Origin of the sequence: Leptothrix discophora (assembly GCF_030705305.1) — a bacterium.
In the GTDB taxonomy this organism is placed as follows: domain Bacteria; phylum Pseudomonadota; class Gammaproteobacteria; order Burkholderiales; family Burkholderiaceae_C; genus Sphaerotilus; species Sphaerotilus discophorus.
Genome location: NZ_JAUZEE010000001.1, coordinates 474,640 through 499,902 on the forward strand (window position 1 = coordinate 474,640; position 25,263 = coordinate 499,902).

The window sequence follows — 25,263 nt, forward strand, 5'->3', positions numbered from 1 at the left end:
TCGAGTTTCAGTTCAGGACCTGCTGCGCTTCCATGATCCGGAAGCGCGTCATGGCCAGGTTGCTGCGCAGCTTGTCGAGCACGGCCAGGATGAAGTAGTCCGGGTGCGCCTGCAGCGTGCGCAGGATGTGGTAGCGACTGCCGGCCGTCACCAGCACCTCGTCGACCGGGTCGTTGACCCGCGCATGGCCCATCTGGCGCAGCGTGCGGCGGTGCACCCGCAGCACCTCGCTGGCGGCCACGGCGGCACGGTCGATGTCCGGGCCGCGGCCTTCGCTGGCCACGACCTGGCCGGTGTTGACGTCGACCAGCGCCGCGAAGATCAGGCCATCCAGCAGCATCAGCTCGTGCAGGATGCTGGCCGCGCGCTGGCCGTCGGGCGCGCGCCGCGAGGCGTCGCCGGCACCGCCCGCATCCGCACCGCCGGTGCTCGGGTAGGCCGAGGCGGCCGACGGATAGGCCGGCGTCGCCACCAGCACCGTGGTCGTGTTGTTGGTGTGGACGCTCTCGTTGTGCGGCGCCGGGCTCAGGGCCGGTGGATAGGTTGGCGCGAAAGCCGAGGCCAGCCCGAAGCCGCTCGGCCCAGCATCGGCGCGTGCGCCGGCCGGGCTGGCCGTCGGGCCCGAGGCATGCCGGGCACCGGCCCCGGAACCGTTCCCGTTGCCGCCGGCGGCCGGCTGACCGCTCTTGAGCTGGTTCCAGTGCGCCAGCAGCTTGTTCCAGACCGCGCTGGCGCTGGTCAGCGGCTCGGCCAGCGTGTGGACCTGCATGCCGGCCGGCCAGCCCATCGCCTCGATCTTGTTGGCGATCCAGGCCGCGCCCACCGGCAGCAGGAACAGCAGGTTGGGGCAGTGCCAGGTGTCGCTGGCGATCGCCGTGCGCAGCTGCGACAGCATCTCGTCGATCGCCGACGGCGGCAGCGGGCCGACGATGACGGCGGTCAGGTCCGAACGTTCCATCAGCGCGAAAGGCACCGCCGTCACGTCGGCGCCCTGGCCGCGCACGTCGGCGTGGTAGACCTTGAGCGTGTCGCCGGCGCGGCGCGGCAGGGTCGTGCGCTCGATCATGGCCAGCGTGCTGAGCGTGGTCTGGTCGCGCAGGTGCAGGCGTTCGACCGGCTGGCCGCTGGCATCGGCCAGCGCCTTGATGACGGCCGCCGCCCACATCTGGGCCGGGTCGTGCAGGCTGATGATGCGCTGGTCGCTGCCGTGTTCTTCCCGGGTGCCGGCGAAGTGCGCCCGCATCGCCTGGGCGGGCGAGCCGGTCACGAACAGGTCACGCAGGTTGCGGTCGACGATCTGGCCGCGGTCATCGACCTCGCCGGCGACCGATTCGAGTATCGCGGTGGCGACGAAGTCGGGTTGCGGTTCGCGTCGCTCGGCCGGTTCACGCAGCGGGGCCAAATCTCCAAACAGGCTTTTCAGCATGAATTCCTCGTTCTCGCGGCGACGCTCTCGGCAGGTATCGACATCCGGGGGGCACCGGAACCCTCGGCGAGAGACCCCGGCAGGCCGTACTTTAGTCGCATGGGTTACGCCCGCAAACGTCCGGGCGAAACAGTTGGCAACACCAGGCCACACCAGGCCACACCACGCGGCGGCGGCGCGACGATGGCCCCTGAACGCCGCCCGCCAGGCCCAGCTCCTATCATTCCGGGATGTCCTCGATTGCCTCCGACACCCTGCCGGGCCGTCCCGCCGACGAGCTGCGCCGCGACGCCCGGACCATCGGCCTGGTCGGTCTGGTACACGGCACTTCGCACTTCTTCCACCTGCTGCTGCCGCCCCTGTTCCCGCATTTCATGCGTGAATTCGGCCTGAGTTATTCGCAGCTCGGTTTGCTGGTCACGGTGTTTTTCGTGATATCCGGCATCGGGCAGGCCCTGTCGGGTTTCCTGGTCGACCGCATCGGCGCGCGGCCGGCGTTGTTCGGCGCGCTCGGGTGTTTTGTCGCGGCGGCCCTGCTGGCGGCCAGCGCCGACGGTTATGTCGGTTTGATGATGGCCTCCGCGCTGGCCGGCCTTGGCAACGCGCCCTTCCACCCGGTCGATTTCACGATCCTCAACCGGCGCGTCTCGACGCCGCGCCTGGGCCACGCGTATTCCGTGCATGGCATCAGCGGCAACCTGGGCTGGGCGTTGTCGCCGATCTTCTCGATCGAGCTGTTCGCGCTGACCGGCTCGCTGCGCCTGACCTACGCGGCGGTGGCGGGCGTCGCGCTGCTGGTGCTGGCCATCGTCTGGTGGCGCCGCGACGACCTCGACGACCGCGCCGCGCTGCGCCGCTCGCCGGTACCTACGCCGGGACCCTCGCCGGCATCTTCTCCAGCGTCCTCGCCAGCACCTGCGGCGGTCGCCAGCCCCGCGAAGGCGGCATCCGCGGCATCCGCGGCGACCGCCGGTGGCTCGACCTTTGGCTTCCTGCGCCTGCCGTCGGTCTGGCTGTGCTTCTCCTTCCTCTTCTTCACGACCAGCGCGCTGGCCGCGATCCAGAGCTTCGCCAGCCCCGCCCTGCAGCTGCTGCACGACGTGCCGCTGCGGTGGGCCGCCTGGGTCGTCAGCGCCTACATGGTCTGCGGCGCGCTGGGCATGGTGGCGGGCGGCTTCCTGCTGGCGCGGGCCGAGCGGCTGGAGCCGCTGATCGCCCGCGCGCTGATGCTGGCGGCCACCTTCCTGCTGGTCGCCGCGACGCCCTGGGTGCCGGGCTGGCTGGCGCTCGCGCTGGTCTCGCTGGCGGGCATCGGCACCGGCCTGGCCGGACCGTCGCGCGACATGCTGATCCGCCGGGCCGCACCGCCGGACGCATCGGGCCGGGTCTACGGCATGGTCTATTCCGGCCTGGACCTGGGCTTCTCGGTCGCCGCGCCGATCTTTGGCTGGCTGCTCGACCGTGGCCAGCCGGCCGGCGTGCTGGCCGGGTCGGCCCTGGCGCTCGGGGCGGCGGTGCTGGCCTCGTCGCTGGTCGGGCGACATACCGCACGGACCGCCGCGACGGCTGCCGTCGCGTCTGCCTGAGCGCAAGGCAGGCCCGTTCGAAGCGGGCGACAATTTCAGGATGTCTTCCATGAGCCTTTCCGCCGCGCCTGCGCTGCGCCCGATCCTCCTGTCGGTCCGGGCGCTGCGCAGCCTGTGCCTGATGGTCCTGCTGCTGTGCGGTTTCGCGTCGGTACGCGCCGCCGACTTCATGGAGCCGGACAAGGCCTTCCAGTTGTCGGCCCGCAGCCCGGACGGCGCCCAGGTCGAGGTCCGCTTCGACATCGTCGACGCCTACTACATGTACCGCGAGCGGCTGGCCGTCGTCGCCGCACCCGACGGCGTGGTGCTCGGCACGCCGGTCATCCCGCCGGGCAAGGTCAAGTTCGACGAGACCTTCCAGAAGGACGTCGAGACCTATCGCCACGAGCTGGTCTTCCAGGTGCCGGTGCAGGCCGCGCCGGCCGAATTCAAGCTGGTCGTGACCAGCCAGGGCTGCGCCGACGCCGGCCTGTGCTACCCGCCGCGCGAACAGGTGCTGAAGGTGAAGACCGAAGGCGGCGCGATCCGCTCGGTCGACGTCATGGGCGAGGAGGCCGGCCTGGCCTGGATGCCCGCGGCCGGTCCGGTGCAGGCCATCACCGCCGTGGCGGTCGCGCAGCCCATGGCTGGCAACGACGGCAACAACGGCGACGCCGTCGCGCGCGCCCTGCGCTCGGGCAGCCTGTGGAGCGTCGTCGCGGTGTTCGCGCTGGCCGGCCTGCTGCTGTCCTTCACGCCCTGCGTGCTGCCGATGGTGCCGATCCTGTCGTCGATCATCGTCGGCCATGGCGCAGCGACCTCGCGCAGCCGTGGCCTGATGCTCTCGATCAGCTACGCGCTGGGCATGGCGCTGGTCTACACGCTGTTCGGCGTGCTGGCCGGCCTGGCCGGCGAAGGCCTGGCCGCGACGCTGCAGACGCCTGCCGTGCTGGGCGCCTTTGCCGCACTGCTGGTGCTGCTGTCGCTGTCGATGTTCGGCGCCTACGAGTTGCAGATGCCGGCGTCGCTGCAGACGCGGCTGACGGCCTGGTCGGGTTCCCTGGGCGGCGGCGGTCATCACCTGGGCGTGTTCGTGATGGGTGGCATCTCCGCGCTCATCGTCGGCCCCTGCGTGGCCGCACCGCTGGCCGGGGCGCTGCTCTACATCTCCCAGACCCGCGACGTGCTGGTCGGCGCGGTGGCGCTGTTCGCGCTGGCCTGCGGCATGAGCGTGCCGCTGCTGCTGGTCGGTGCCTCGGCCGGGTCGCTGCTGCCGCGCGCCGGTGCCTGGATGGACGGCGTCAAGCGCTTCTTCGGCGTGACCATGCTGGCGGTGGCGATCTGGATGCTCACGCCGGTCATTCCGACCTGGGTCGCGATGGCCGCCTGGGGCTTGCTGCTGATCGTCTCGGCCGTGCTGCTGGGCTTGCTGGACCGCCTGCCCGAGTCGGCCTCGATGCTGTCGCGCAGCGCCAAGGGCCTGGCGCTGGTGCTGGCGCTGGTGGGCGCGGCGCAGTGGATCGGGCTGCTGTCGGGCGGTCGTTCGGTGCTGCAGCCGCTGGGCCACCTGGCGGGCGGCGCGGCGGGTGCGGGTGCGAGTGCCGCCAGCGAAGGGCCAGCGCGTGCGCCCAACGACGCCAGGCTGATCACCTACCGCCGCGTCAAGACCTCGGCCGAGCTGGACCAGATCCTCCAGACCGCCGGCCAGCCGGTGATGCTGGACTTCTATGCCGACTGGTGCGTGTCCTGCAAGGAGTTCGAGCAGTTCACCTTCCCCGACCCGCAGGTGCAGGCCCGGCTCGCCGGAGCGCTGCTGCTGCAGGCCGACGTGACGGCCAACGATGCGGCCGACCGCGAGCTGCTCAAGCGCTTTTCCCTGTTCGGCCCGCCCGGCATCCTGTTCTTCGACGCACAGGGCCAGGAGCGCAGCGCCGCCCGCGTGATCGGCTACCAGAACGTCCCGCAGTTCCTGAAGAGCCTGGGCGCGGCCGGCCTGTAAGCGGCGCGTCGTGAGGCGCTCATAAGCTGGTCCGGACCTTCCTTTCTTCCTCTTCCTCGACGGCCCGCCGGGCCGCTGCGCCGATGAACAGCCCTGCCTCGCCCCCAGCCACCGTCCCCGCCCCCGTTCCCGCGACCTGCGACCTCTGCGACGTTCACAAGGCCGATCGCAGCGGTGCGTTCCGCGTGCTGCCGCCGGTCTGGCGCAGCTTCGGCGGCCGATCTGCGTTCGCCGGCAGCGTCGTGACCGTGAAGTGCTTCGAGGACAACACCCCCGTCAAGCAGCTGCTCGAAGGCCCCGGCCTTGGTCGCGTGCTGGTGGTCGACGGCGGCGGCTCGCTGCGCCGGGCCCTGGTGGGCGGCAACATCGGCGCGGCGGCGGCCCGCAACGGCTGGGCCGGCGTGGTGGTCGACGGCTGCGTGCGCGACGTCGCCGAGCTGGCCGCCTGCGACCTCGGCATCCTGGCGCTGGCCCCGATGCCGCTGCCGACCGAGCGCCGCGTCGCCGGCGAAGTCGACGTGCCGGTGCAGGTCCAGGGCGTCACCGTGCGACCGGGCGAGTGGCTGTGCGCCGACGCCGATGGTGTCGTCGTGATGACGAAGGCACCAGGCTGACGCGCTTCAGGCTCAAGTTCACGCACGGGCGGCCGACAACAGGAGAAGCCGGCCACCGGATGTCGTGTGGGCCGGACCACACGGGTCGCCCATGCCATTTTCCGTCCTTGCCGATCCCCTGATCGACGCCTCGCAGCTGTCCACGCTGGTGCGTGACATCGGCATTCCGCCGCGGCCTCAGCTGCTCGAACGCCTGCACGACGAGCTGACGCGCGACGAGCCGAGGCTCGACATGCTGGTGCAACTGGCGTCCTACGACGTCGCCATCGCCGCCGCGCTGCTGAAGGTCGCCAACGCGCGCGGGCCGGGCACGCGCTCCGGTGCCGGCACCTTGCGGCGGGCCTTCGAGCAACTGGGCAGCAAGCGCTGCATCTCGATCCTGAGCGCGCTGGTGCTGCGCAAGGTCTTTCCGGTGCAGGGTCCGACCTTCGAGCGCTTCTGGGACGTCGCCCACCGTCGCAGCCTGGCGATGGCCTGGCTGGCCCGCCAGCTCGGCGTCGTCGAGGCCGACCAGGCGCACACCTTCGGGCTGTTCTGCGACGTCGGGATCCCGGTGCTGCTGCAGCGCTTCCTGACCCCGAGCTACCGCGTGACGCTGGCAGAGGCCAACCTGGGCCACAAGCCCTTCACCGAGGTCGAACGGTCACGCCATGCCACCGACCACGCGGCCGTTGGCGCGGCGCTGGCGCAGAGCTGGGGGGTCAGCGACGAGATCGTCGAGGCCGTCGCCTGGCACCACGACTACCGCGTCTTCACCCAGCCGGGCCGCACGCGCGTCGCCCACCTGGTCGCGCTGGCGCTGGTGGCGGACCGCTACATCCAGCGCCGCCAGGGGCGCAACCGCCATGGCGAATGGCAGCGTGGTGGCGCGCAGGCCCTTTTGGCGCTCGGTGCGACCGAGGCCGCGTTCGACATCTGGTGCGACGAACTGGAAAGCCAGCTCGAACTGATGGCCTGAGGCCCGACGCAGGGAGCTGCCTGCGGACCTCCTGGCACCTGCCGAAGCGGCCAGGCATGCAAGCCCGGCCTGGGCCGACCTCAGGCGCGCAGGACGTCCAGCAGGCGGTCCAGGCCGCCGTCCTCGATCGCGACCATCGCCTGCGCGCGCACGGCGGGCTTGGCATGGTGGGCGACCGACAGGCCGGCCACCGACATCATCGGCAGGTCGTTGGCGCCGTCGCCCATCGCGATGGCCTGGCTGGGCGAGATGCCCATGGCGGCGCAGGTCTCCAGCACGGTGCGGCGCTTTTCCTCGCCGTCGCAGATGTCGCCCCAGGCCTGGTCGACCAGGCGGCCCGTCAGCATGCCGTCGACGATCTCGAGCTGGTTGCTGCGGGTCCAGTCCAGGCCCAGGCGCTGCTGCAGGCGGTCGGTGAAGTAGGTGAAGCCACCCGAGACCAGCAGGGTCTTCAGGCCGGCGGCCTGGCAGGCCCGCACCAGCGTCTCGGCACCGGGGTTGAGCTGCAGGCGCTGCGTGTAGACCTCGTCGAGGGCGCTGGCTGGCACGCCCCGAAGCAGGGCGACGCGCTGGCGCAGGCTTTCCTTGTAGTCGGCAATCTCGCCGCGCATCGCGGCGGCGGTGATGGCGGCGACCTCGGGCTTGCGGCCGGCAGCATCGGCGATCTCGTCGATGCACTCGATGTTGATCAACGTCGAGTCCATGTCGAACGCGATCAGCTTGAAGTCGGCCAGCCGCAGCGGCGGGGTGAAGCCGCGCACGGTCAGGCCGGCGGCGATCGGGAAGGTCGGTACGGTCATCGGCAAGGGGCAGACGGAAAGGGCAGACGGAAAGGCCAGACAACGGCAGGTGCAGGGCGCGAGGCCAGCGGCTTGGCGAACCGGCAATTCTCCCCGATGAGGGTCAACCCGGTGCCGCTTGCCTGCCGGCCCATGGCCAGGCGACGGGCTGAACGTCTCGTGACGGGCGTCCCGAGGCGTTCAGCGCACGGTGCGGGGTGTGGCAGGGGCGGCAGGGCCGGAAGGAGCGGTCGGTGCAGCGGGCCTGGCCGGCGCGACCTGCGGCGTGCCGAGCAGGCGGAAGACCTCGCGCACGGCCTGCGCGCGGTCCTTCGGATCGGGCCAGGCGCGCTCGATGCGCAGCTTGTCGTTGCCGGCCAGCTTGATGTGGCGGTTCTTCTGCACCAGCTCGATGATCTTCATCGGATCGATCGGCGGGTTGGGCCGGAAGTGGATCGAGATCACGCCCGGCCCGGCCTCGATCTTCTGCACCCCCCAGGCCTTGGCCTGGATGCGCAGCCGGTGCAGGTCGAACAGCGTCTGGGCCTGAGCCGGCAGCTTGCCGAAGCGGTCGACCAGCTCTTCGAGCATCGCGTCGATCTTGTCGGCACGGTCGGTGCTGGCCAGCCGCTTGTACAGGCTCAGGCGCATCTGCACGTCCGGGCAATAGGCCTCGGGCAGCAGCGCCGGCGCATGCAGGTTGACCTCGGTGGCCGTGCCGAAGAAGCCGGTCGGGGACAGCAGGTCGGGCTCCTGGCCGTTCTTCAGCGCCCGCACGGCCTCGGCCAGCATCTCGTTGTAGAGCTGGAAGCCGACCTCCATCATGTTGCCGCTCTGGTTGTCGCCCAGCACCTCGCCGGCGCCGCGGATCTCCAGGTCGTGCATGGCGAGATAGAAGCCCGAGCCGAGTTCTTCCATGCTCTGGATCGCGTCCAGCCGCTGCTGGGCCTGCTTGGTCAGGCCCTCGATGTCCGGGACCATCAGGTAGGCATAGGCCTGGTGGTGGCTGCGACCGACCCGGCCGCGCAGCTGGTGCAGCTGGGCCAGGCCGAACTTGTCGGCCCGGCTGATGACGATGGTGTTGGCGCTCGGCACGTCGATGCCGGTCTCGATGATGGTCGAGCACAGCAGCAGGTTGTGGCGCTGGGCGACGAAGTCGCGCATCACGCGCTCCAGCTCGCGCTCGGGCATCTGGCCGTGGGCCACGCCGATGCGGGCTTCGGGCAGCAGCTCTTCGAGCTTCTGGCGCCGGTTCTCGATCGTGTCGACCTCGTTGTGCAGGAAGTAGACCTGGCCGCCGCGCTTCAGCTCGCGCAGCACCGCCTCGCGGATCGTGCCGGTGGTCTCGTTGCGCACGAAGGTCTTGATGGCCAGGCGGCGCTGCGGCGCGGTCGCGATCACGCTCAGGTCGCGCAGGCCTTCGAGCGCCATGCCCAGCGTGCGCGGGATCGGCGTGGCCGTCAGCGTCAGCACGTCGACCTCGGCCCGCAGCGCCTTCATCTGTTCCTTGTGGCGCACGCCGAAGCGGTGTTCCTCGTCGATGATGAGCAGGCCGAGGTTCTTGAACTTGGTCTCCGGACTCAGCAACTTGTGCGTGCCCACGACGATGTCGATCGTGCCGGCGGCCAGGCCCTCCATCGCGGCCTTGACCTCCTTGGGCGAGCGGAAGCGGCTCATCTCGGCGACCTTGACCGGCCAGGGCGCGAAGCGGTCGGCGATGGTCTGGAAATGCTGCTCGGCCAGCAGCGTGGTCGGCGCCAGCAGGGCGACCTGCTTGCCGCCGGTGACGGCCACGAAGGCGGCCCGCAGCGCCACCTCGGTCTTGCCGAAGCCGACATCGCCGCAGACCAGCCGGTCCATCGGGCGCGGGCTGATCATGTCCTGGATGACCGCATGGATCGCGGCGGCCTGGTCGGGCGTTTCCTCGAAGCCGAAGCTGGTGGCGAAGGCCTCGTAGTCCTGCGGGCTGTAGCGGAAGGCGAAACCTTCGCGGGCGGCCCGGCGGGCATAGAGGTTGAGCAGCTCGGCTGCCGCGTCGCGCACCTGTTCGGCGGCCTTGCGGCGGGCCTTCTCCCACTGGCCCGAGCCGAGCCTGTGCAGCGGAGCCTCGTCGGCGCTGACCCCCGTGTAGCGGCTGATCAGCTGCAGCTGCGCCACCGGCACGTACAGCGTGGCCTGGTCGGCGTATTCGAGGAACAGGAACTCGTTGCTCGACCCGTCGCCGGCGAGGTCGATGTTGACCAGCCCGCGGTAGCGGCCGATGCCGTGGTTGGCATGCACCACCGGGTCGCCGACCTTCAGCTCGGACAGGTCCTTGATCAGCGCATCGACGTCGCTGGTGGCCTCCTGCTTGCGGCGCCGCCGCACCGTCGGCGTGGTGTCGAACAGCTCGGTCTCGGTGACGAGCTGGACGCCGTAGGCCTCGGTCGCGTCGGTCCAGAAGAAGCCCGAGGCCATCGCCGCGGTCGTGATCGCGTAGGCGTGGTCGCTGGCCAGGAAGGCGGCCAGCGTGTCGACCGACGGTGGCTCCAGCCGGTGGTCGCGCAGCAGCTCCAGCAGGCTCTCGCGGCGGCCGGCGCTCTCGGCCACGATCAGCAGGCGCTGGCCGGATTCGCGCAGGCGGGCCAGCTGGTCCTCCAGCCGGCGCAGCGGGTCCTGCGCGCCGCGCTGCACGCTCAGGTCGGGCAGCGGCCGGGCCCAGTCGACGGGGCTGCTGCCCCGCACGGCCAGCTGGGCGAAGTCGTTGCAGCGGGTGAAGAAGGCCTCGCCGCGCAGGAACAGCTCCTCGGGCGGCAGCACCGGGCGTTCCGGGTCGTGCTGCAGGAAGCGGTGGCGCTCGCGGGTCTCGGTCCAGAAGCGCTCCAGCGACTCGTCGACCTCGCCGTGCAGCACCAGCGAGGCCTGCTCGCCGAGGTAGTCGAAGAAGGTTGCCGGCTCGTCGAAGAACAGCGGCAGGTAGTACTCGATGCCCGAGGTCGCGATGCCCTGGGCCATGTCCTTGTAGATGCGGGCGCGGCTCGGGTCGCCGTCCATCTTCTCGCGCCAGCGAGAGCGGAAGGCCTGGCGCGCGGCATCGTCCATCGGGAATTCGCGGCCGGGCAGCAGGCGCACCTCCGGCACCGGGTAGAGGCTGCGCTGGCTGTCCGGGTCAAAGACGCGGATCGAGTCGACCTCGTTGTCGAACAGGTCGACCCGGTAGGGCACGGTCGAGCCCATCGGGTAGAGGTCGATCAGGCCGCCGCGCACGGCGTATTCGCCCGGCGAGACGACCTGGCTGACGTGCTGGTAGCCCGCCAGCGTCAGCTGCGAGCGCAGGCCCTGCTCGTCGAGCTTCTGCTTCTGCTTGAAGTGGAAGGTGTAGGCGGCCAGGAAGGACGGGGGCGCGAGCCGCGTCAGCGCGGTCGTCGCCGGCAGGATGACGACGTCCAGCGGGTCGGCCGCCTTGCGCCGCTGCAGCACCCGCCACAGCGTCGCCAGGCGCTCGGAGATCAGGTCCTGGTGCGGGCTGAAGCTGTCGTAGGGCAGGGTTTCCCAGTCGGGGAAGACGGCCGCCGTCAGCTCCGGTGCGAAGAACGCCAGCTCGTCGGGCAGGCGCTGCGCGTCGGCCGGTTCGGCCACGACGATCACGACCAGCTCGCCGACGGCCCGACGAGCCTGCGCGTGGCGCGCCAGCAGCAGCGCGTCGGATGAGCCGATCGAGCGCGGGACCGTGTAGCGTTTGCCGGGGACGAGGGTCGGGAGCTGCATGGTGGGACGGTGCACGCAAGGGTCGGACCGGCAGGGATTGCGGGTCGGCGTCCGGGCGCGTGGCAAGGCGGCGGATTCTAGGGAGCAGGGCGCCAGAATGCAGGGCATGAGCGACTGGAACGACACCCTCTACCTGCGCTTCGGCGACCAGCGCACCCGCGCGGCGGTCGACCTGCTTGCGCGCGTGCAGCCCGAACCCCGCGCGGCGGTGCACGAGGTCGTCGACCTGGGGTGCGGCCCCGGCAATTCCACCGCGCTGCTGGCCGCACGCTGGCCGCAGGCGCACATCACCGGCGTCGACCGCTCGCCCGCCATGCTGCAGGCCGCACGCAGGGCCTTGCCGGCGCTGGACTGGGTCGAGGCCGATGTCGCGACCTGGCAGGCGAGCGAGGGCCGACCGGTCGACCTGCTGTTCGCCAACGCGGTGTTCCAGTGGGTGCCGGACCATGCCCGGCTGCTGCCCCGCCTGCTGGGCCAGGTGCGGCCGGGCGGCGTGCTCGCCCTGCAGATGCCGGCCAACCGCGACGAGCCCAGCCACCGCTGGATGCGCGAGCTGCCCGGTCCCTGGTCCGGCCGCCTGGGCGCGGCGGCCGAGGCCATGAACCACGTGCTCGCGCCGGCCGACTACTTCGACCTGCTGGCGCCGCTGGCCGCCGAGATCGACCTCTGGGAGACCCGCTACGAGCAGGTCATGGACGATGCGGACGCGATCGTCGACTGGGTCCGGGCGACCGGCTTGCGGCCTTTCCTGGACGCGCTGGCCGACGAGTCCGAGCGGGCCGACTACCTGGCGGCCTACCGCGCACGCATCGACGCGGCCTACCCGAGGCGGGCCGATGGCCGGCGCCTGTTCCGCTTCCCGCGGCTGTTCATGGTGGTGCGGCGGGCCTGAGCGCGGCGCGGTGACGCCGCGTCAGGCCACGGTTCACCAGGCCATGCGGTTGAACATCACCGAATAGACCTTGGCCGACGACGCGCCGTCGCCCTGCACCCGCACCGCGCCGCGCGCGGCGGGAGCCGGCGTGAAGCCGGTCGACGCCAGTTCCTGCGCCGCATGGTCGCGGTAGGCCCAGCGGGTGGCCGTCAGCACCGGCAGCGTCGCGTCCACCTGCAGCAGGTGATCGGCCAGGGCACCCAGGCCGGCCGACTTGGGCAGGCAGGCGTCCACCGTCACGCCCTGCGCACGCACCCGCATCACGTCCTCGACCGTGTCGACCAGCAGCACCAGCTTGCGGCTGCCGAGGCAGGGACGCAGCGTGGTCACCAAGGTGCTCATCTTCGACCAGCCGCACAGCGACAGGTCCAGCACGACGTGGTCGATCTCCGGCTCCTGCCGCAGGTAAGGCAGGGCGCTGGCGAGGGTGTGGGTTCGAGCGATCTCCGCATCCGTCCGACGACGGCGCAACTCATGCTGGAGCAGCACTTGCAGGTCACTGGCGTGGCTGAGCAGGAGGGCTTTCATGTGGACTACTTGTTTGAGTGACTGAACAGCAGATTAAGGTGGAACATGAAAACTTCGCTCCCCCCATAGTGATGAAGAAACTGGGTGTAAGCCCCAAAGCTTCTTGATGAAAATCAATCTGTCTCAGGAATCTGTGGCTTTGCACGGCTTTGGTGCGGATTGGGTGCGGCTTTGAGGGGCAACGACGGAGGTGTTCGTGTGGTCGCGCACGACTGCTGCGGCCGCCGGCGTTCCTCGCGGTTCAGCCTCAGTAACATCGGGGCCCTTGTTGCTCCCGTGTCCGCCTGTCTGCCATGTCCAAGCCGCGTAACGATCGGGTCGCTGTCTGTCATCTCGGACTGACCGGCGGCTTGCCCAACGAGGTGGCCGATGGCCTGGTCTGGGAGGCCGTCGACAGCCTGGAAGCCTTGAGCGCCCAGCTGCAGCTGCACACCCCGCCGGCCATCGTGATCGGCTGTCCGAACCGTCAGCAGGCCCAGTCCTTGCTGACCTGGAGCGGCCTGTCCCAGGCCGCTGCCGCGTCGGCGGTCGTGGTGGCCTGGCCGGCACCGGACCGTGATCTGGCCCGCCGCCTGATCCAGACCGGCGTGCAGGACGTGCTGGCGCTGGAGGACGCGCAGGGCCAGCGCCTGAAGCGCGCGGTCTTCCAGGCCATCGACCGCAAGGCGCAGGACCTCGAAGTGCGCCGCGCCTGGTCGATCGACCTCGGCACCGGCCTGCCCAACCGCGCCCTGCTGGTCGAGCTGCTGAACCAGCTGTGCGCACTGCGCGAGCGCGAGCCCGTGCCGATGGCGCTGCTGGTGTTCCGGCTCGACGGGCTGGACGCGATCCAGGCCCGACTGGGTGCCCAGGCGGCGCAACTGCTCAAGCGCAAGGCGGCCGTGCGGCTGCGCGCCGGGCTGCGGTCGAGCGACGTCGTGGCCGTCGTCGGCAGCGATGCCTTTGCCGCCGTGCTGCCCAGCATGGAACGCCCGCAGGACGGCGAACGTGTCGCCGCCAAGCTCGCACTCAGCATGAGCGAGCCCTACGTCGTCATCGGCCAGCAGGCGGTGCTCGGCATCGGCACCGGCGTCAGCCTCTACCCGGACCACGGCCGCCAGGCCGAGGAACTGCTGCGGCTGGCCTACGCCGGTGCCGTCCAGTCGCGCAATCCGCGCCGCGGTGGACTGGTCGGCGGCATGGACGACGCGGCGAACGACGACTGACGTCGCGCCGGCTACCGCACGCTCGTGTCGGGAGGGCCGGCCAGCGGCATGTAGAGATCGACCCGCCGGTCGGCCAGCGGATCGTGCCGGCGGGCCTCGTCCAGCGCCGCGCGACTGAGCCGGACGGTGTGCAGGCCGGCCTCCCGACCGGCGCGCAACAGAATCCGGCCGTCCGACCCGGCCACCGTCGTGAGGCCGCCGTAGCGCAGCCCACCTTCGCACCCGCAGGCGTTCGCATAGGCCACGACCACCCGGTTCTCGCAGGCCCGCGCCGGCACCAGCAGCTGAGGGACCTCGTCGTAGCCGCGCATGTTGGCGGTCGGCACCAGCACCGCGTCGACGCCTTGCAGCGCCAGCAGCCTCACGGTCTCCGGGAATTCCACGTCGTAGCAGATCAGCAGGCCGAGCCGCCAGCCGCGCCAGTCGAAGGCCGCCGAGCCGACCTCACCGGCGCTGAACTGGCGCCGGTCCAGCTCGCCGAACAGGTGGGTCTTGCGATAGGACGCCAGGCGCGAACCGTCCGCGTCGACCGCCAGCGCGGTGTTGTAGGGCGCCGAGCCATCGGCGTGTCGCTCGGCCAGCCCGACGACCAGCGCCAGCCCGTGATGCCGCGCCAGCGCCGAGACGGCCTGTGCCAGCGGACCGTCGATCGGCTCGGCGCGCGCCTGCACGGCCTGCGCGCCGATCGCGTAGCCGGTCAGGCTCATCTCCGGGCACAGCAGCAGGTCGGCGCCAGCCTGGCGGGCCTGGGCAGCGCTGGCGTCGAGGCGTTCCAGGGCCTCGGCCGGCTCGCGGGCGTAGCCGGTCTGGCAGAGCGCGAGGGTGAGCGTGTCCATGACGGGTGTCAGTCCGGCAAAGCCACCGGGCCCAGTGCCGGGTAGCGGTCGCCGGGGCCGGGGTTGGCCGCCGGGCTGCGACCGCCGAACTGGTGGACGATGCCCCAGACCGCGTTCAGCGAGGTCTGCACCGCGCCCTCGACCCAGGCCGGCGTGAAGGACACGTCGTCGCCGGCGATGAAGATGCCGCGTTCGGCCGGCGGCAGGCCGTCCTGCATGAAATGCCCGTGCATCCGGTGGTTGTAGCGGTAGTGGCCCGGCAGCGCGCCCTTGAAGGCACCGAGGAAATACGGATCGGCCTCCCAGGACACGGTGATCGGGTCGCCGACGATGTGGCGGGCGATGTCCACGTCCGGGTAGATCTTGGCCAGCGCGGCCAGCGCGAGCTGCACGCGCTTCTCGGGTCCGTGCGGCAGCATCTTCAGCGCGTCGCTCATCCACGCGTAGGACAGGCAGATGACGGCCGGCCGGTCCGGCCCGTGGTCGAACAGGTAGGTGCCGCGGGTCAGGCGGTCGGTCAGCGTCATGCTCATGACGTCACGGCCGGTGCGCGGATCGCGGTCCTTCCAGAACGGCCGGTCGACCATCACGAAGGTCTTGCTCGACTGCATGTAGCGCGTGCGGTCCAGCGCCATCCACAAGGCCTGCGAGAACAGGCTTTCCTCGACCTCGATCTGGGTCGTCAGCAGCCAGCTCTGGCAGGTCACCAGCACGGCCGCATGCTCGCGCCGGGTGCCCCAGGTGTCGGTGACGGCCAGGCGGCCGTTCGGCGCTCGGGCAATGGCCGTCACGCCCGGCCGGGTCGCGCCGCCATGCAGGCTGGCCAGCGAGGTGCCCTGCGGCCAGTGCGCGATCGCCTCGGGCGCATGGCCCCACAGGCCCAGCGGCACCTGCTGCACGCCGCCCTCGATCAGGTGCTGGTTCTCGTCGCAGCCGGTCAGCACGACCCGCAGGATCTCCAGCATGGTGTTGGGGAAATCCGAGTCCCAGCCGCCGGTGCCGAAGCCGACCTGGCCGAACACCTCGCGGTGCCGGAACGACAGCCGCGAGAAGGCCCGCGACTGGGCCACGAAGTCGTAGAAGGTGCGGTCGTCCCACAGCGGCACGAGCCGGTCCCACAGCGCCTTCAGGCGGACCGTGTCGCGCTCGCGCAGTGCCGCCTGCAGCTCGCCGAAGCCCAGCTCGGACAGCGCCTCGTCCCAGGCCTGCGCCACCTCGCGGAACAGCGGCGGCAGGTCGTCCAGGCTGCGCGCGTAGTGGCTCTGTCCGGCCAGGTCGATGACGGTGCTGCCGGCAGCCGGCGTCAGCGGGTTCGGGAAGGGCCGGGTCTTCAGCCCGAGCAGGTCGACGTAGTGGAAGAAGGCGGTGCTGGAGGCCGGGAAGCGCATCCCGCCCAGCTCGGCGACGACGCCCTGGCCGCCCTCGAAGGGCTGCGAGCGCAACCGGCCGCCCATGCGCGAGGCCTCGTAGACGACCGGCTTGAGGCCCAGCTTCATCAGCTCATGCGCGGCCACCAGCCCGGCGATGCCCGCGCCGACGATGCCGACCTCCGTGCCGTGCACCTCGGGCGGCAGCGTGGCCAGGCCGGCCGGGTGGCGCAGCCAGTCGTCGTAGGCAAAGGGAAAGTCGGGGCCGAACACCGTCACGGGTTGGTCGGACGCAGGGATGGCAGCGCGGGTCGAGTTCATGCCGCCAGTGTGGAGAGGCGCAACCGGTACTTGAAGGAAGTTCAATTAAAGTCGATTCACTCAATATCTCCTTGAACCAACATGCTCGACGTCCGCCAGCTGCAAGCCTTCGTCGCCGTGATCGAGCAGGGCGGTTTCGGCCCTGCGGCGCTGGCGCTGGACCTGACGCTGGCGGCGGTCTCGCTGCGCATCAAGTCGCTGGAGGCCAGCCTGGGACAGCGCCTGGTGGTGCGGGGCAAGACCGTGCGCGCGACGGCCGCCGGCCAGGCGCTGCTGGCGCACGTCAAGCAGGTCCGGCTGATGGAGGCCGACCTGCTGGCCGGCCTGCCCGGAGGCCAGGCACGTGGCGCGGCCACATGGCAGAGCCTGGGCGTGGCGATCAATGCCGATTCGGTCGCCAGCTGGTTCCTGCCCGGCGTCGCGCCGCTGCTGCAGCGCGATCGGCTGCTGATGGAGATCGTCATCGACGACCAGGACCACACCCACGACGCGCTCAAGAGCGGCGACGTGGTCGGCTGCGTGACCACGCTCGCGCGTGCCATCCGTGGCTGCGTGGCCGAGCCGCTGGGCGCCTTGCGCTACCGCTGCGTGGCGGCACCCGAGGTCGTCGCGCGCTGCCACACGGCCGGCGGCCGCTTGTCACCGCACCGCCTGCTGGCCGAGCCGGCGGTGATCTTCAACCGCAAGGACGCGCTGCAGGACGCCTTCCTGGTCCAGCACCTGGGCCTGCGGCAGCCGCACTACCCACGCCACCACGCGCCGGCGGTCGACGCCTTCGAGCGCGCCATCGAGCTGGGCCTGGGCTGGGGCATGGTGCCGGAACAGCACCTGGTCGACCGTCCCGGCCTGGCCGAGATCCTGCCCGGCGCGACCGTCGACGTGCGCCTCTACTGGCAGCACTGGGCCCGCGAGTCCGAGCCGGCGCGGCGGCTGACCGCGGCGGTCAAGGCAGCGGCGCATGCCGCACTGACACAGGAAGGGCAGGCCGTGGCGCTGAACGCGGCGACCTAGTGGCCGGCCAGCACCACCGAGTCGTTCTCGCATGCGGCCATGCGGATCTGGTTTCGGCCGCTGCGCTTGGCGCGGTACATGGCGTCGTCGGCCAGCTTGACGAGTTCGTCGCTGCTCAGCTCGCAGCCGGGCCGCAGGCAGGCCAGGCCGATGCTGGCGCTGACGCGCAACGTCGCCCCGTCGGCCTGGACCGGCTCGCCGGCCGCCAGCAGCAGCAGCTCGGCGACTTGCTGGGCATCGTCCGGCGTGTTCTTCAGGCCTTCGAGCAGGACGACGAACTCGTCGCCGCCAAGCCGGGCCAGCGTGTCGGTCTGGCGCAGCAGGCCGCGCATGCGCTGCGACAGACCGATCAGCAGCTGGTCTCCGGCGTGGTGGCCGTGCTGGTCGTTGACGGCCTTGAAGCCGTCCAGGTCGATGAACAGCAGCGCGACGGCGGTGCCCTGGCGACGCACCCGGCTGAGCGCGCCCTCCAGCATCAGGAAGAAGGCGCGCCGGTTCGGCAGGCCCGTCAGCGCATCGTGGCTGGCCTCGTGCTCGCGCACGGCCTGGGCTTCCTTGAGGGCGCTGATGTCGGTCAGGAAGCCGACGAACAGCTGGCGCGAGGCGTCGTCGTCGGGGTTCTCGACCCGGCCGACCGCCAGCCGCACCGGCAGCACCGTGCCGTCGCTGCGTTGGGCCGTGACCTCGCGGCCGATGCCGATCACGCGCGGTTCGCCGCCCTGGCGATAGCGGTGCAGGTAGCCGTCATGGCCACTGCGGTAGGGCTCGGGCATCAGCACCGAGACGTTGCGGCCGATCAGCTGATCGGCTTCGTAGCGCAGCATCTTCAGGGCCGAACGGTTGATGGTGCGGATCAGGCCGCGCGCGTCGATGGTCACGATGCCGTCGACGGCCGTGTCGAACATGGCCTGCAGCCGTGCCTCGCTGGACTGCAGCTGCGCGACCACCAGGCGGTACTTCAGGATCGTGTTGCCGCCCAGCGCGACCACGCCCATGATGACGGCGGCCAGCGCCACGAAGCCGGCCAGCGCGACCACGCCTTCGCTGGCGGTCGGCATGTCGGTCTCGGCGACGCCGATGAAGCGCACCGAGGCCATGCCGAGGTAGTGCATCGAGGTGATCGCCGCGCCCATCAATGTGCCGGCAATGGCCGTCGTCAGCAGTCCGCTGAAGCGTCCGCTGGCCAGCAGGGCTTCGCGGATCCACAACGAGAAGGTCGCCAGCACCACCGCCGCGACGATGGATAGCCCGAAGGTGAGCGGCTCGAAGCGCAGCAACGGCGTCATGCGCAGCGACAGCATGCCGCCGTGGTGCATCAGGCCGATGCCGGCACCGACCAGGATGCCGCCGCCCACGAGCTGGGCCGGCCGGATCTGTTCACGCGACAGCAGGCTCAGCGCCAGCCCGGCCGCCAGCAACGCGGGCAGCACCGAGGCGGCGGTCCAATGCAGGTCGTAGGACGTGTGGAAGCAGACCTCCATGGCCATCATGCCGACGAAGTGCATGGCCCAGACGCCGCCGCCCAGCGCGACCGCTCCGCTGCCAATCGACAGCATGCGGTGGCTCAGTTTCAGCGAGGACCGTGCCAGCGTCGCCACCTGCAGGGCGATGATCGACGCGATGACGGCAATGGCGACGGACAGCGCGACCAGGCCCGGGTCGTGGCCGAAGGGAAGGACCTGGGTCGCGGCGGGATCGGCAAAGAATCTGTATGGCATGGACGAGGCTCAGGCCCGCCGTCGTCCTCTCGGAGGACACCGGGTTCGGGATGCGGCGGAAGGCCTCTGCATGGTCGACTGGACGTTGCCGCGACGATCGCCGGAAGATGCCGGCCAGGGCAGCGCTGTTCCGCCGTGCATGGACCGATTCAGCGCAGCACGTCCCCGATGCACAGGTACTTCATCTCGACATAGTCCTCGATGCCGTGGCGCGAGCCCTCGCGGCCGAGGCCGGATTGCTTGACGCCGCCGAAGGGCACCTCGGCGACCGAGATCAGGCCGGTGTTGATGCCGACCATGCCGGATTCCAGCGCCTCGGCGACGCGGAAGATGCGGCCGATGTCGCGGCTGTAGAAGTAGCTCGCCAGGCCGAACTCGGTGGCGTTGGCCAGGCCGATGACGTCGGCCTCGGTCTCGAAGCGGAACACCGGCGCGACCGGGCCGAAGGTTTCCTCGCGGGCGCACAGCATGTCGGCGGTGACGTTGGCCAGCACGGTGGGCGTGTAGAAGCGCTCGGCCAGCGGACCCGCGGCGCGGCCACCGCCGGTCACCAGCGTGGCGCCCTTGGCAAGTGCATCGGCGACGTGCGCCTCGACCTTGGCCATGGCCTGGCCGTCGATCATCGGACCCTGGTTCACGCCCGGCTCGAAGCCGTTGCCGACCTGGATGCTGCGGGCCTTGGCGGCCAGCTTCTCGACGAAGGCGTCGTAGACGCCGGCCTGCACATAGAGCCGGTTGGCGCAGACGCAGGTCTGGCCGGCGTTGCGGTACTTGCTGACCAGCGCGCCCTCGGCCGCGCTGTCCAGGTCGGCGTCGTCGAAGACGATGAAGGGCGCATTGCCGCCCAGTTCCAGGCTGAGCTTCTTGATGGTCGGCGCGCACTGGCGCATCAGGATGCGGCCGACCTCGGTCGAGCCGGTGAAGCTCAGGTGGCGCACCACGTCGGAGGCACACAGCACGTTGCCGATCTCGATCGAGCGGTCGGCATCGGCGCTGAGGATGTTCAGCACGCCCGCCGGCATGCCCGCACGCAGCGCCAGTTCGGCGCAGGCCAGCGCCGACAGCGGCGTCTGCTCGGCCGGCTTGATGATGACCGGGCAGCCGGCGGCCAGGGCCGGCGCCACCTTGCGGGTGATCATCGCGATGGGGAAGTTCCACGGCGTGATCGCGGCACAGACGCCGATCGGCTGCTTGAGCACGATGTAGCGCTTGTTCGGGTCGGTGGTCGGGATGGTCTCGCCGTAGACGCGCTTGGACTCCTCGGCGAACCACTCGATGAAGCTGGCGCCGTAGATCACCTCGCCGCGGGCCTCGGCCAGCGGCTTGCCCTGCTCGGCGGTCATGATGCGGGCCAGGTCGTCCGCATGCTGGACCAGCAGGTGGTACCAGCGCATCAGGATGGCGGCGCGCTCCTTGGCGGGCCTGGCCTTCCAGGCCGGCCAGGCGGCGTGGGCAGCGGCGATGGCCTGTTCGGCCTCGGCCGCGCCGGTGTTGGCGACCTCGGCCAGCGTCAGGCCGGTGGCCGGGTCCTCGACGGCGAAGCGGCCGCTCCCGGCCAGCCACTGGCCGTTGACCAGGGCATCCGTGCGCAGCAGCGTGGGATCGTTGAGCAGGGCCAGCGGAGAGGTCTTGGTGTCCATGGTGGTGGGTCGTCTCATGCGGTGGAAAGGGCTGGCAACTCTACGTCGCGGCGCGCAAGTTCGTCGGATGCCGGGCGTCGCATGCCGGGCATCACGCACGGCATCTCCTGGGGGCAGGTCGGCGCCGACGCGGTTCAGGCCTTCTTGCCGCGTATCCATTCGAGCACCAGCATCAGGCCGGTCGTGAAGATCGTCAGCAGCGTCGCGACCGCGGCGATGGTCGGGTTGATGTTCTCGCGGATGCCGGTGAACATCTGGCGCGGCAGCGTGACCTGGCTGGGGCCGGCGATGAACAGCGTCACGACGACCTCGTCGAAGGACGTCGCGAAGGCGAACAGCGCGCCCGAGATCACGCCCGGCGCGATCACCGGCAGCGTCACGCGCCAGAAGGTCTCCAGCGGCCCGGCACCCAGGCTCAGGCTGGCGCGCACGAGGTTGTGGTTGAAGCCCTGCAGCGTCGCCAGCACGGTGGTGACCACGAAGGGCGCACCCAGCGCAGCATGCACGACGATCAGGCCGAGGTAGGTGTCGGACAGGCCGATGCGGGCGAAGAACAGGTAGCAGGCCACGCCGACCACCACGATGGGCACGACCATCGGCGCGATCAGCACGCTCATCAGCAGGCCCTTGCCGGGAAACTGGACCCGCGCCAGGCCGACCGCCGTCAGCGTGCCCAGCACGGTGGCGACCAACGTCGCGGCCGGCGCGACGATGAAGCTGTTGCGTGCGGCGCGGGCCCAGTCGTCGGAGGTGAACAGGTTCTCGTACCACTGCAGGCTCCAGCCTGGCATCGGGTAGGCCAGGAAGGAGCTGGCCGAGAACGACAGCGGCACGATCACCAGGATGGGCAGCAGCAGGAACAGCAGCATGGCCACGCCGAACAGCCGCAGCGCCCACCAGCCGAGCTGGTCGAGCCGCGTGTAGTAGGCCGGGAAGATGGGCAGGGCGAGCGACTTCGGCAGCATGGCGGTTCCCTTTCAGGCTCGGCCTCAGCCCAGGCTCAGCTCGGACTTGACCAGCCGGCGGTAGACGCCGTAGAGCAGCAGCGTCGTCACCAGCAGCACCGCGCCGAGCGCGCAGGCCATGCCCCAGTTGATGTCGACGTTGGTGTACTGGGCGATGTAGTAGCTGAGCATCTGGTCGTCGGCGCCGCCGAGCAGCGCCGGCGTCACGTAGTAGCCGATGCTCAGGATGAAGACCAGCAAGGCGCCCGCGCCGATGCCAGGGAAGGTCTGCGGCACGTAGACGCGGAAGAAGGCCGCCAGCGGCGCGCTGCCCAGCGAGACCGCCGCGCGCAGGTAGGTCGGCGGCACCGACTTCATGACGCTGTAGAGCGGCAGGATCATGAAGGGCAGCAGGATGTGGACCATCGCGATGACCACGCCGGTGCGGTTGAACAGCAGCGCGGCCGGCTCGTTGAGCACCGACAGCGCCATCAGCGACTTGTTGACCAGGCCCTCGCGCTGCAGCAGCACGATCCAGGCGGCCACGCGCACCAGGATCGAGGTCCAGAACGGCACCAGCACCAGGATCATCAGCACGTTGGCCTTGCGCGCGGCCAGCGTCGACAGCCAGTAGGCCAGCGGATAGGCCAGCAGCAGGCACCAGACGGTGACCAGCGCGCTGATCTCGAAGGTCCGCAGCAGGATGCGGCCGAAGACGCGCTGGTCCGGCTCGACGCGGGCGATGTCGCCGGCGGGCGTGCGGCGCAGGTCCAGCGAGGTCAGCAGGTAGTCGGGCGTCCAGGGCGAGGCGTTCTTGGCGATCGCCTGCCAGTACTTCAGGTCGGACCAGCGGGCGTCGAGCGCCAGCATGCGTTCGCGGATCTGGTCGGGCGTCTGCGAGGCCAGGTCGGCGCCCCAGGTCTCGGGGTTGTGCACGGCCTTGTAGGTGCCCATGACGAGCGACCGGGCACCCGAGGCCTCGGTGTTCAGGCGGCGCGCCAGTGCGCCGGCCTGCGCGCCTTCCTCGATCGCGGCGAGGTCCTGCGCGACGCCGGCAAACGCGGCGGCCGGTGGCTCGGCCTGGCGGTCCCAGCTCGACAGGGCCGCGCCGGTGCGCGTGAGGGCGCCGGCCACCTCGGGGTTCTCGACCGCGCGCAGCAGCAGCGCGCCGATCGGCACCAGCAGGGTGGCCAGCAGGAAGACCAGCAGCGGCAGCGTCAGGCCGATGGCCAGCCAGCGTTGACGCACCTGCACCCGCTTCAGGGAACGTCGCAGGGCAGGGGCATCGAGCACGGTGGCGGTCATCGGCGGGGCGCTTTCAGGCGGCGGGTCGTGGCGGGGACGGGCCTTACTGGGCCGCCCAGGAGGCGAAGCGCTTCTCGAGTTCCTCGCCGGCATCGGCCCAGAACTTGATGTTGAACTGCAGCGCGTCCTTGCTGTTGGCCGGCGAGGTCGGCAGCAGGTCCAGCACCTTGGCGTCGAGCTTGGCCAGCGCCTTGTTGTTGGTCGGGCCGTAGCTGATGTTGCGGGCGTACTCGGCCTGGGCGTCCGGCGACGAGGCGAAGGCGATGAACTTCATCGCGGCGTCCTTGTTGGGCGAGCCCTTGACGATGGTCCAGTAGTCCAGGTCGTAGATGCCGCCGGTCCAGGAGATCTTGAGGTTCTTGCCCTCGCGTTGCGCCGCGTCGATGCGGCCGTTGTAGGCGGTCGTCATCGTCACGTCGCCAGCGACCAGGAACTGCGGCGGCTGCGCGCCGGCTTCCCACCACTGGATGCTCGGCTTGAGCTCGGTCAGCTTCTTGAACGCGCGGTCGGCACCGGCCTTGGTGGCCAGTTCCTTGTAGACGTCAGCGGACTTGACGCCGTCGGCCATCAGCGCGAACTCGAGGTTGTAGCGCGCGCCCTTGCGCAGGCCGCGCTTGCCGGCGTACTTCTTGACGTCCCAGAAGTCGGCCCAGGTCTTCGGGGCGTCCTTGAGCTTGTCGCCGTTGTAGGCCATGACGGTCGACCAGACGAACACGCCGATGCCGCACTCGTGCACGGCGGCCGGCTGGAAGTCGGCCTTGTTGCCGATCTTGCTGTAGTCGAGCTTCTCGAACAGGCCTTCGTCGCAGCCGCGGTTGACGTCCGGGCTCTCGACCTCGACGACGTCCCAGCTGATCTTCTTGGTCTCGACCATGGCCTTGATCTTGGCCTGCTCGCCGTTGTATTCGACGCCGACGATCTTGGCCGCGCCGGTCTTCTCGAAGGGCTCGAAATAGGCCTTCTTCTGCGCCGCGCCGTTGGCGCCGCCGAAGTTGACAACCGTCAGCTGGGACTGGGCCAGCGCGGGCAGGGCGATCAGGGCGGCGGCCGCGACGGACCAGTGGGCGATCTTCTTCATGCGAGCAACTCCTCGGGTTGGGGATGGGGGCAGGGTGGCCGGCTCGGGAGGGCCGGCTCAGGCATACACGCGCAGGAACGGTGTCGGGATGTGCAGGCCGATGCGCTGGCCGACCTGCGGGTGGGCCACGCCGGACAGCGGCAGCTTGACGGTGGCCGGCGCCTGGCCGGCGATGCGGCAGCGCAGGCGCAGGTGGTCACCGAAGTAGATGACGTCATCGACCTCGGCCGGCAGGGTGTTGGGCTGGCCCAGCGCATCGGGCTCGACGCGCACCTCGATGCGCTCGGGCCGCACCGAGGCCAGCACCGCCGTGCCATCGGCCACGCCGTTGACGTTGATGCCGGTCAGACGCGCGCCACCGGCGAGCCTCAGCTCGCACTGGCTGCCGGGCTGCACGGCATGGCCGGTGATCGCGCCCAGCGAGCCGGCCAGCGGCGTGCTGTCACCCACGAAGCCGGCCACGAAGCGGTTGGATGGCGTCTCGTAGAGCCGGTCGACGGCATCGAGCTGCTGGATCTCGCCGTCGTTGAACACGGCCACGCGGTCGCTCATGGTCAGGGCCTCGCCCTGGTCGTGGGTGACGTAGACGAAGGTCACGCCGAGCTGGCGGTGCAGCGCCTTCAGCTCGATCTGCATGTGCTCGCGCAGCTGCTTGTCGAGCGCACCGAGCGGCTCGTCCATCAGCACCAGCTGCGGCTCGAAGACGAGGGCGCGGGCCAGCGCGACACGCTGCTGCTGGCCGCCGGACAGCTGCGACGGGTAGCGCTGGTCGCGGCCGGTCAGCTGCACCATCGCCAGGGCCTTGGCGACGCGTTCGGCAACCTGCGCCTTCGGCACCTTGCGCACGGTCAGGGGATAGGCGACGTTGTCGGCGATCGACAGGTGCGGGAACAGCGCGTAGTTCTGGAACACCATGCCGAAGTTGCGCTTGTGCGGCGGCGTCCGGGTGATGGGCTGGCCGTTGAGCGTGATCTCGCCGGCGGTCGGCGACTCGAAGCCCGCCAGCATCATCAGGCAGGTCGTCTTGCCCGATCCGGACGGACCCAGCAGCGACAGGAACTCGCCGCGCCGGATGTCGAGGTCCAGGCCACGCACGACCAGGCTCTCGCCGTCGTAGGTCTTCTGCACGCCACGGAAGCGCACCAGCGTGTCGGCGTCGGCCAGGCCGCTGGCCGGCGGCGTCGCGGGCGTGGCATCGAGCGAGGGATGTCGAAGGATGGCGGCAGGTGGCATGGTGTTCTCAGGGTGAGCGCGGCGATGTTGCGACCGGGTGCGGCGGCGCGCCATG

19 protein-coding genes are annotated in these 25,263 nt (G+C 70.5%); 7 read left to right on the top strand and 12 right to left on the bottom strand.

The features are described from left to right. Positions 1-7: 7 nt before the first annotated feature. On the bottom strand, positions 8-1,426 hold the full coding sequence (locus Q8X39_RS02130) for a roadblock/LC7 domain-containing protein (protein WP_305747976.1): 1,419 nt from the start codon (positions 1,424-1,426) through the stop codon (positions 8-10). A gap of 230 nt (positions 1,427-1,656) precedes the next feature. Between Q8X39_RS02130 and Q8X39_RS02135 the strand changes: the two genes are divergently transcribed. The 4 genes from Q8X39_RS02135 (at position 1,657) to Q8X39_RS02150 (ending at position 6,562) form a co-directional block, all read left to right on the top strand. Continuing rightward, positions 1,657-3,012: an MFS transporter gene (locus Q8X39_RS02135; RefSeq protein ID WP_305747977.1), complete on the top strand. Its 1,356-nt coding sequence runs from the start codon at positions 1,657-1,659 to the stop codon at positions 3,010-3,012. Between the two features lie 49 nt (positions 3,013-3,061). Further along, positions 3,062-4,990 carry a protein-disulfide reductase DsbD gene (gene dsbD, locus Q8X39_RS02140; protein ID WP_305747978.1) on the top strand — a complete coding sequence of 643 codons (1,929 nt, stop codon included), beginning with the start codon at positions 3,062-3,064 and terminating at the stop codon, positions 4,988-4,990. Positions 4,991-5,073: 83 nt separating this feature from the next. After that, the gene (gene rraA / locus Q8X39_RS02145; protein ID WP_305747979.1) at positions 5,074-5,604 is read left to right on the top strand and encodes a ribonuclease E activity regulator RraA; all 531 of its coding nucleotides are present in this window, start codon (positions 5,074-5,076) and stop codon (positions 5,602-5,604) included. Positions 5,605-5,695: 91 nt separating this feature from the next. Beyond that, positions 5,696-6,562, top strand: coding sequence for an HDOD domain-containing protein (locus tag Q8X39_RS02150; protein ID WP_305747980.1), 867 nt, complete (start codon positions 5,696-5,698; stop codon positions 6,560-6,562). Between the two features lie 80 nt (positions 6,563-6,642). On the opposite strand, the gene serB is transcribed toward Q8X39_RS02150, so the two are convergent. Together serB and mfd are read right to left on the bottom strand one after the other, a co-directional pair. After that, positions 6,643-7,362, bottom strand: coding sequence for a phosphoserine phosphatase SerB (serB, locus tag Q8X39_RS02155; protein ID WP_305747981.1), 720 nt, complete (start codon positions 7,360-7,362; stop codon positions 6,643-6,645). Positions 7,363-7,542: 180 nt separating this feature from the next. After that, positions 7,543-11,088 carry a transcription-repair coupling factor gene (mfd, locus tag Q8X39_RS02160; RefSeq protein ID WP_305747982.1) on the bottom strand — a complete coding sequence of 1,182 codons (3,546 nt, stop codon included), beginning with the start codon at positions 11,086-11,088 and terminating at the stop codon, positions 7,543-7,545. Between the two features lie 106 nt (positions 11,089-11,194). Between mfd and tam the strand changes: the two genes are divergently transcribed. Continuing rightward, a complete protein-coding gene (gene tam / locus Q8X39_RS02165; protein WP_305747983.1) occupies positions 11,195-11,980 on the top strand; it encodes a trans-aconitate 2-methyltransferase in 786 nt (261 codons plus the stop codon). A gap of 33 nt (positions 11,981-12,013) precedes the next feature. Here the strand turns inward: tam and Q8X39_RS02170 are convergent, their stop codons facing one another. Further along, positions 12,014-12,550, bottom strand: a complete 537-nt coding sequence (locus Q8X39_RS02170; protein WP_305747984.1) for a hypothetical protein — start codon at positions 12,548-12,550, stop codon at positions 12,014-12,016. 293 nt (positions 12,551-12,843) lie between these two features. Here Q8X39_RS02170 and Q8X39_RS02175 point away from each other — a divergent pair, with 293 nt between their 5' ends. Further along, positions 12,844-13,755, top strand: coding sequence for a GGDEF domain-containing protein (locus Q8X39_RS02175; protein ID WP_305747985.1), 912 nt, complete (start codon positions 12,844-12,846; stop codon positions 13,753-13,755). Between the two features lie 11 nt (positions 13,756-13,766). On the opposite strand, the gene Q8X39_RS02180 is transcribed toward Q8X39_RS02175, so the two are convergent. Both Q8X39_RS02180 and Q8X39_RS02185 read right to left on the bottom strand, forming a co-directional pair. Next, on the bottom strand, positions 13,767-14,591 hold the full coding sequence (locus tag Q8X39_RS02180) for a carbon-nitrogen hydrolase family protein (RefSeq protein ID WP_305747986.1): 825 nt from the start codon (positions 14,589-14,591) through the stop codon (positions 13,767-13,769). 8 nt (positions 14,592-14,599) lie between these two features. Further along, positions 14,600-16,279, bottom strand: coding sequence for a flavin monoamine oxidase family protein (locus Q8X39_RS02185; RefSeq protein ID WP_305747987.1), 1,680 nt, complete (start codon positions 16,277-16,279; stop codon positions 14,600-14,602). 81 nt (positions 16,280-16,360) lie between these two features. Here Q8X39_RS02185 and argP point away from each other — a divergent pair, with 81 nt between their 5' ends. After that, positions 16,361-17,290, top strand: coding sequence for an HTH-type transcriptional regulator ArgP (gene argP, locus Q8X39_RS02190; protein ID WP_305747988.1), 930 nt, complete (start codon positions 16,361-16,363; stop codon positions 17,288-17,290). Here argP and Q8X39_RS02195 read toward each other — a convergent pair. The 6 genes from Q8X39_RS02195 to Q8X39_RS02220 all read right to left on the bottom strand — a co-directional run bounded on the left by Q8X39_RS02195 (position 17,287) and on the right by Q8X39_RS02220 (position 25,208). Next, a complete protein-coding gene (locus Q8X39_RS02195) occupies positions 17,287-19,008 on the bottom strand; it encodes a sensor domain-containing diguanylate cyclase (protein WP_305747989.1) in 1,722 nt (573 codons plus the stop codon). The genes argP and Q8X39_RS02195 overlap by 4 nt on opposite strands. A 149-nt stretch (positions 19,009-19,157) precedes the next feature. After that, a complete protein-coding gene (locus Q8X39_RS02200; protein WP_305748257.1) occupies positions 19,158-20,648 on the bottom strand; it encodes an NAD-dependent succinate-semialdehyde dehydrogenase in 1,491 nt (496 codons plus the stop codon). 134 nt (positions 20,649-20,782) lie between these two features. After that, positions 20,783-21,613 carry an ABC transporter permease gene (locus tag Q8X39_RS02205; protein WP_305747990.1) on the bottom strand — a complete coding sequence of 277 codons (831 nt, stop codon included), beginning with the start codon at positions 21,611-21,613 and terminating at the stop codon, positions 20,783-20,785. Positions 21,614-21,637: 24 nt separating this feature from the next. Then, on the bottom strand, positions 21,638-22,897 hold the full coding sequence (locus Q8X39_RS02210) for an ABC transporter permease (protein ID WP_305747991.1): 1,260 nt from the start codon (positions 22,895-22,897) through the stop codon (positions 21,638-21,640). 43 nt (positions 22,898-22,940) lie between these two features. After that, positions 22,941-23,975: an ABC transporter substrate-binding protein gene (locus Q8X39_RS02215; RefSeq protein ID WP_305747992.1), complete on the bottom strand. Its 1,035-nt coding sequence runs from the start codon at positions 23,973-23,975 to the stop codon at positions 22,941-22,943. A 57-nt stretch (positions 23,976-24,032) separates the two neighbouring features. Next, positions 24,033-25,208, bottom strand: a complete 1,176-nt coding sequence (locus Q8X39_RS02220) for an ABC transporter ATP-binding protein (protein WP_407067946.1) — start codon at positions 25,206-25,208, stop codon at positions 24,033-24,035. Between the last annotated feature and the right edge of the window lie 55 nt (positions 25,209-25,263).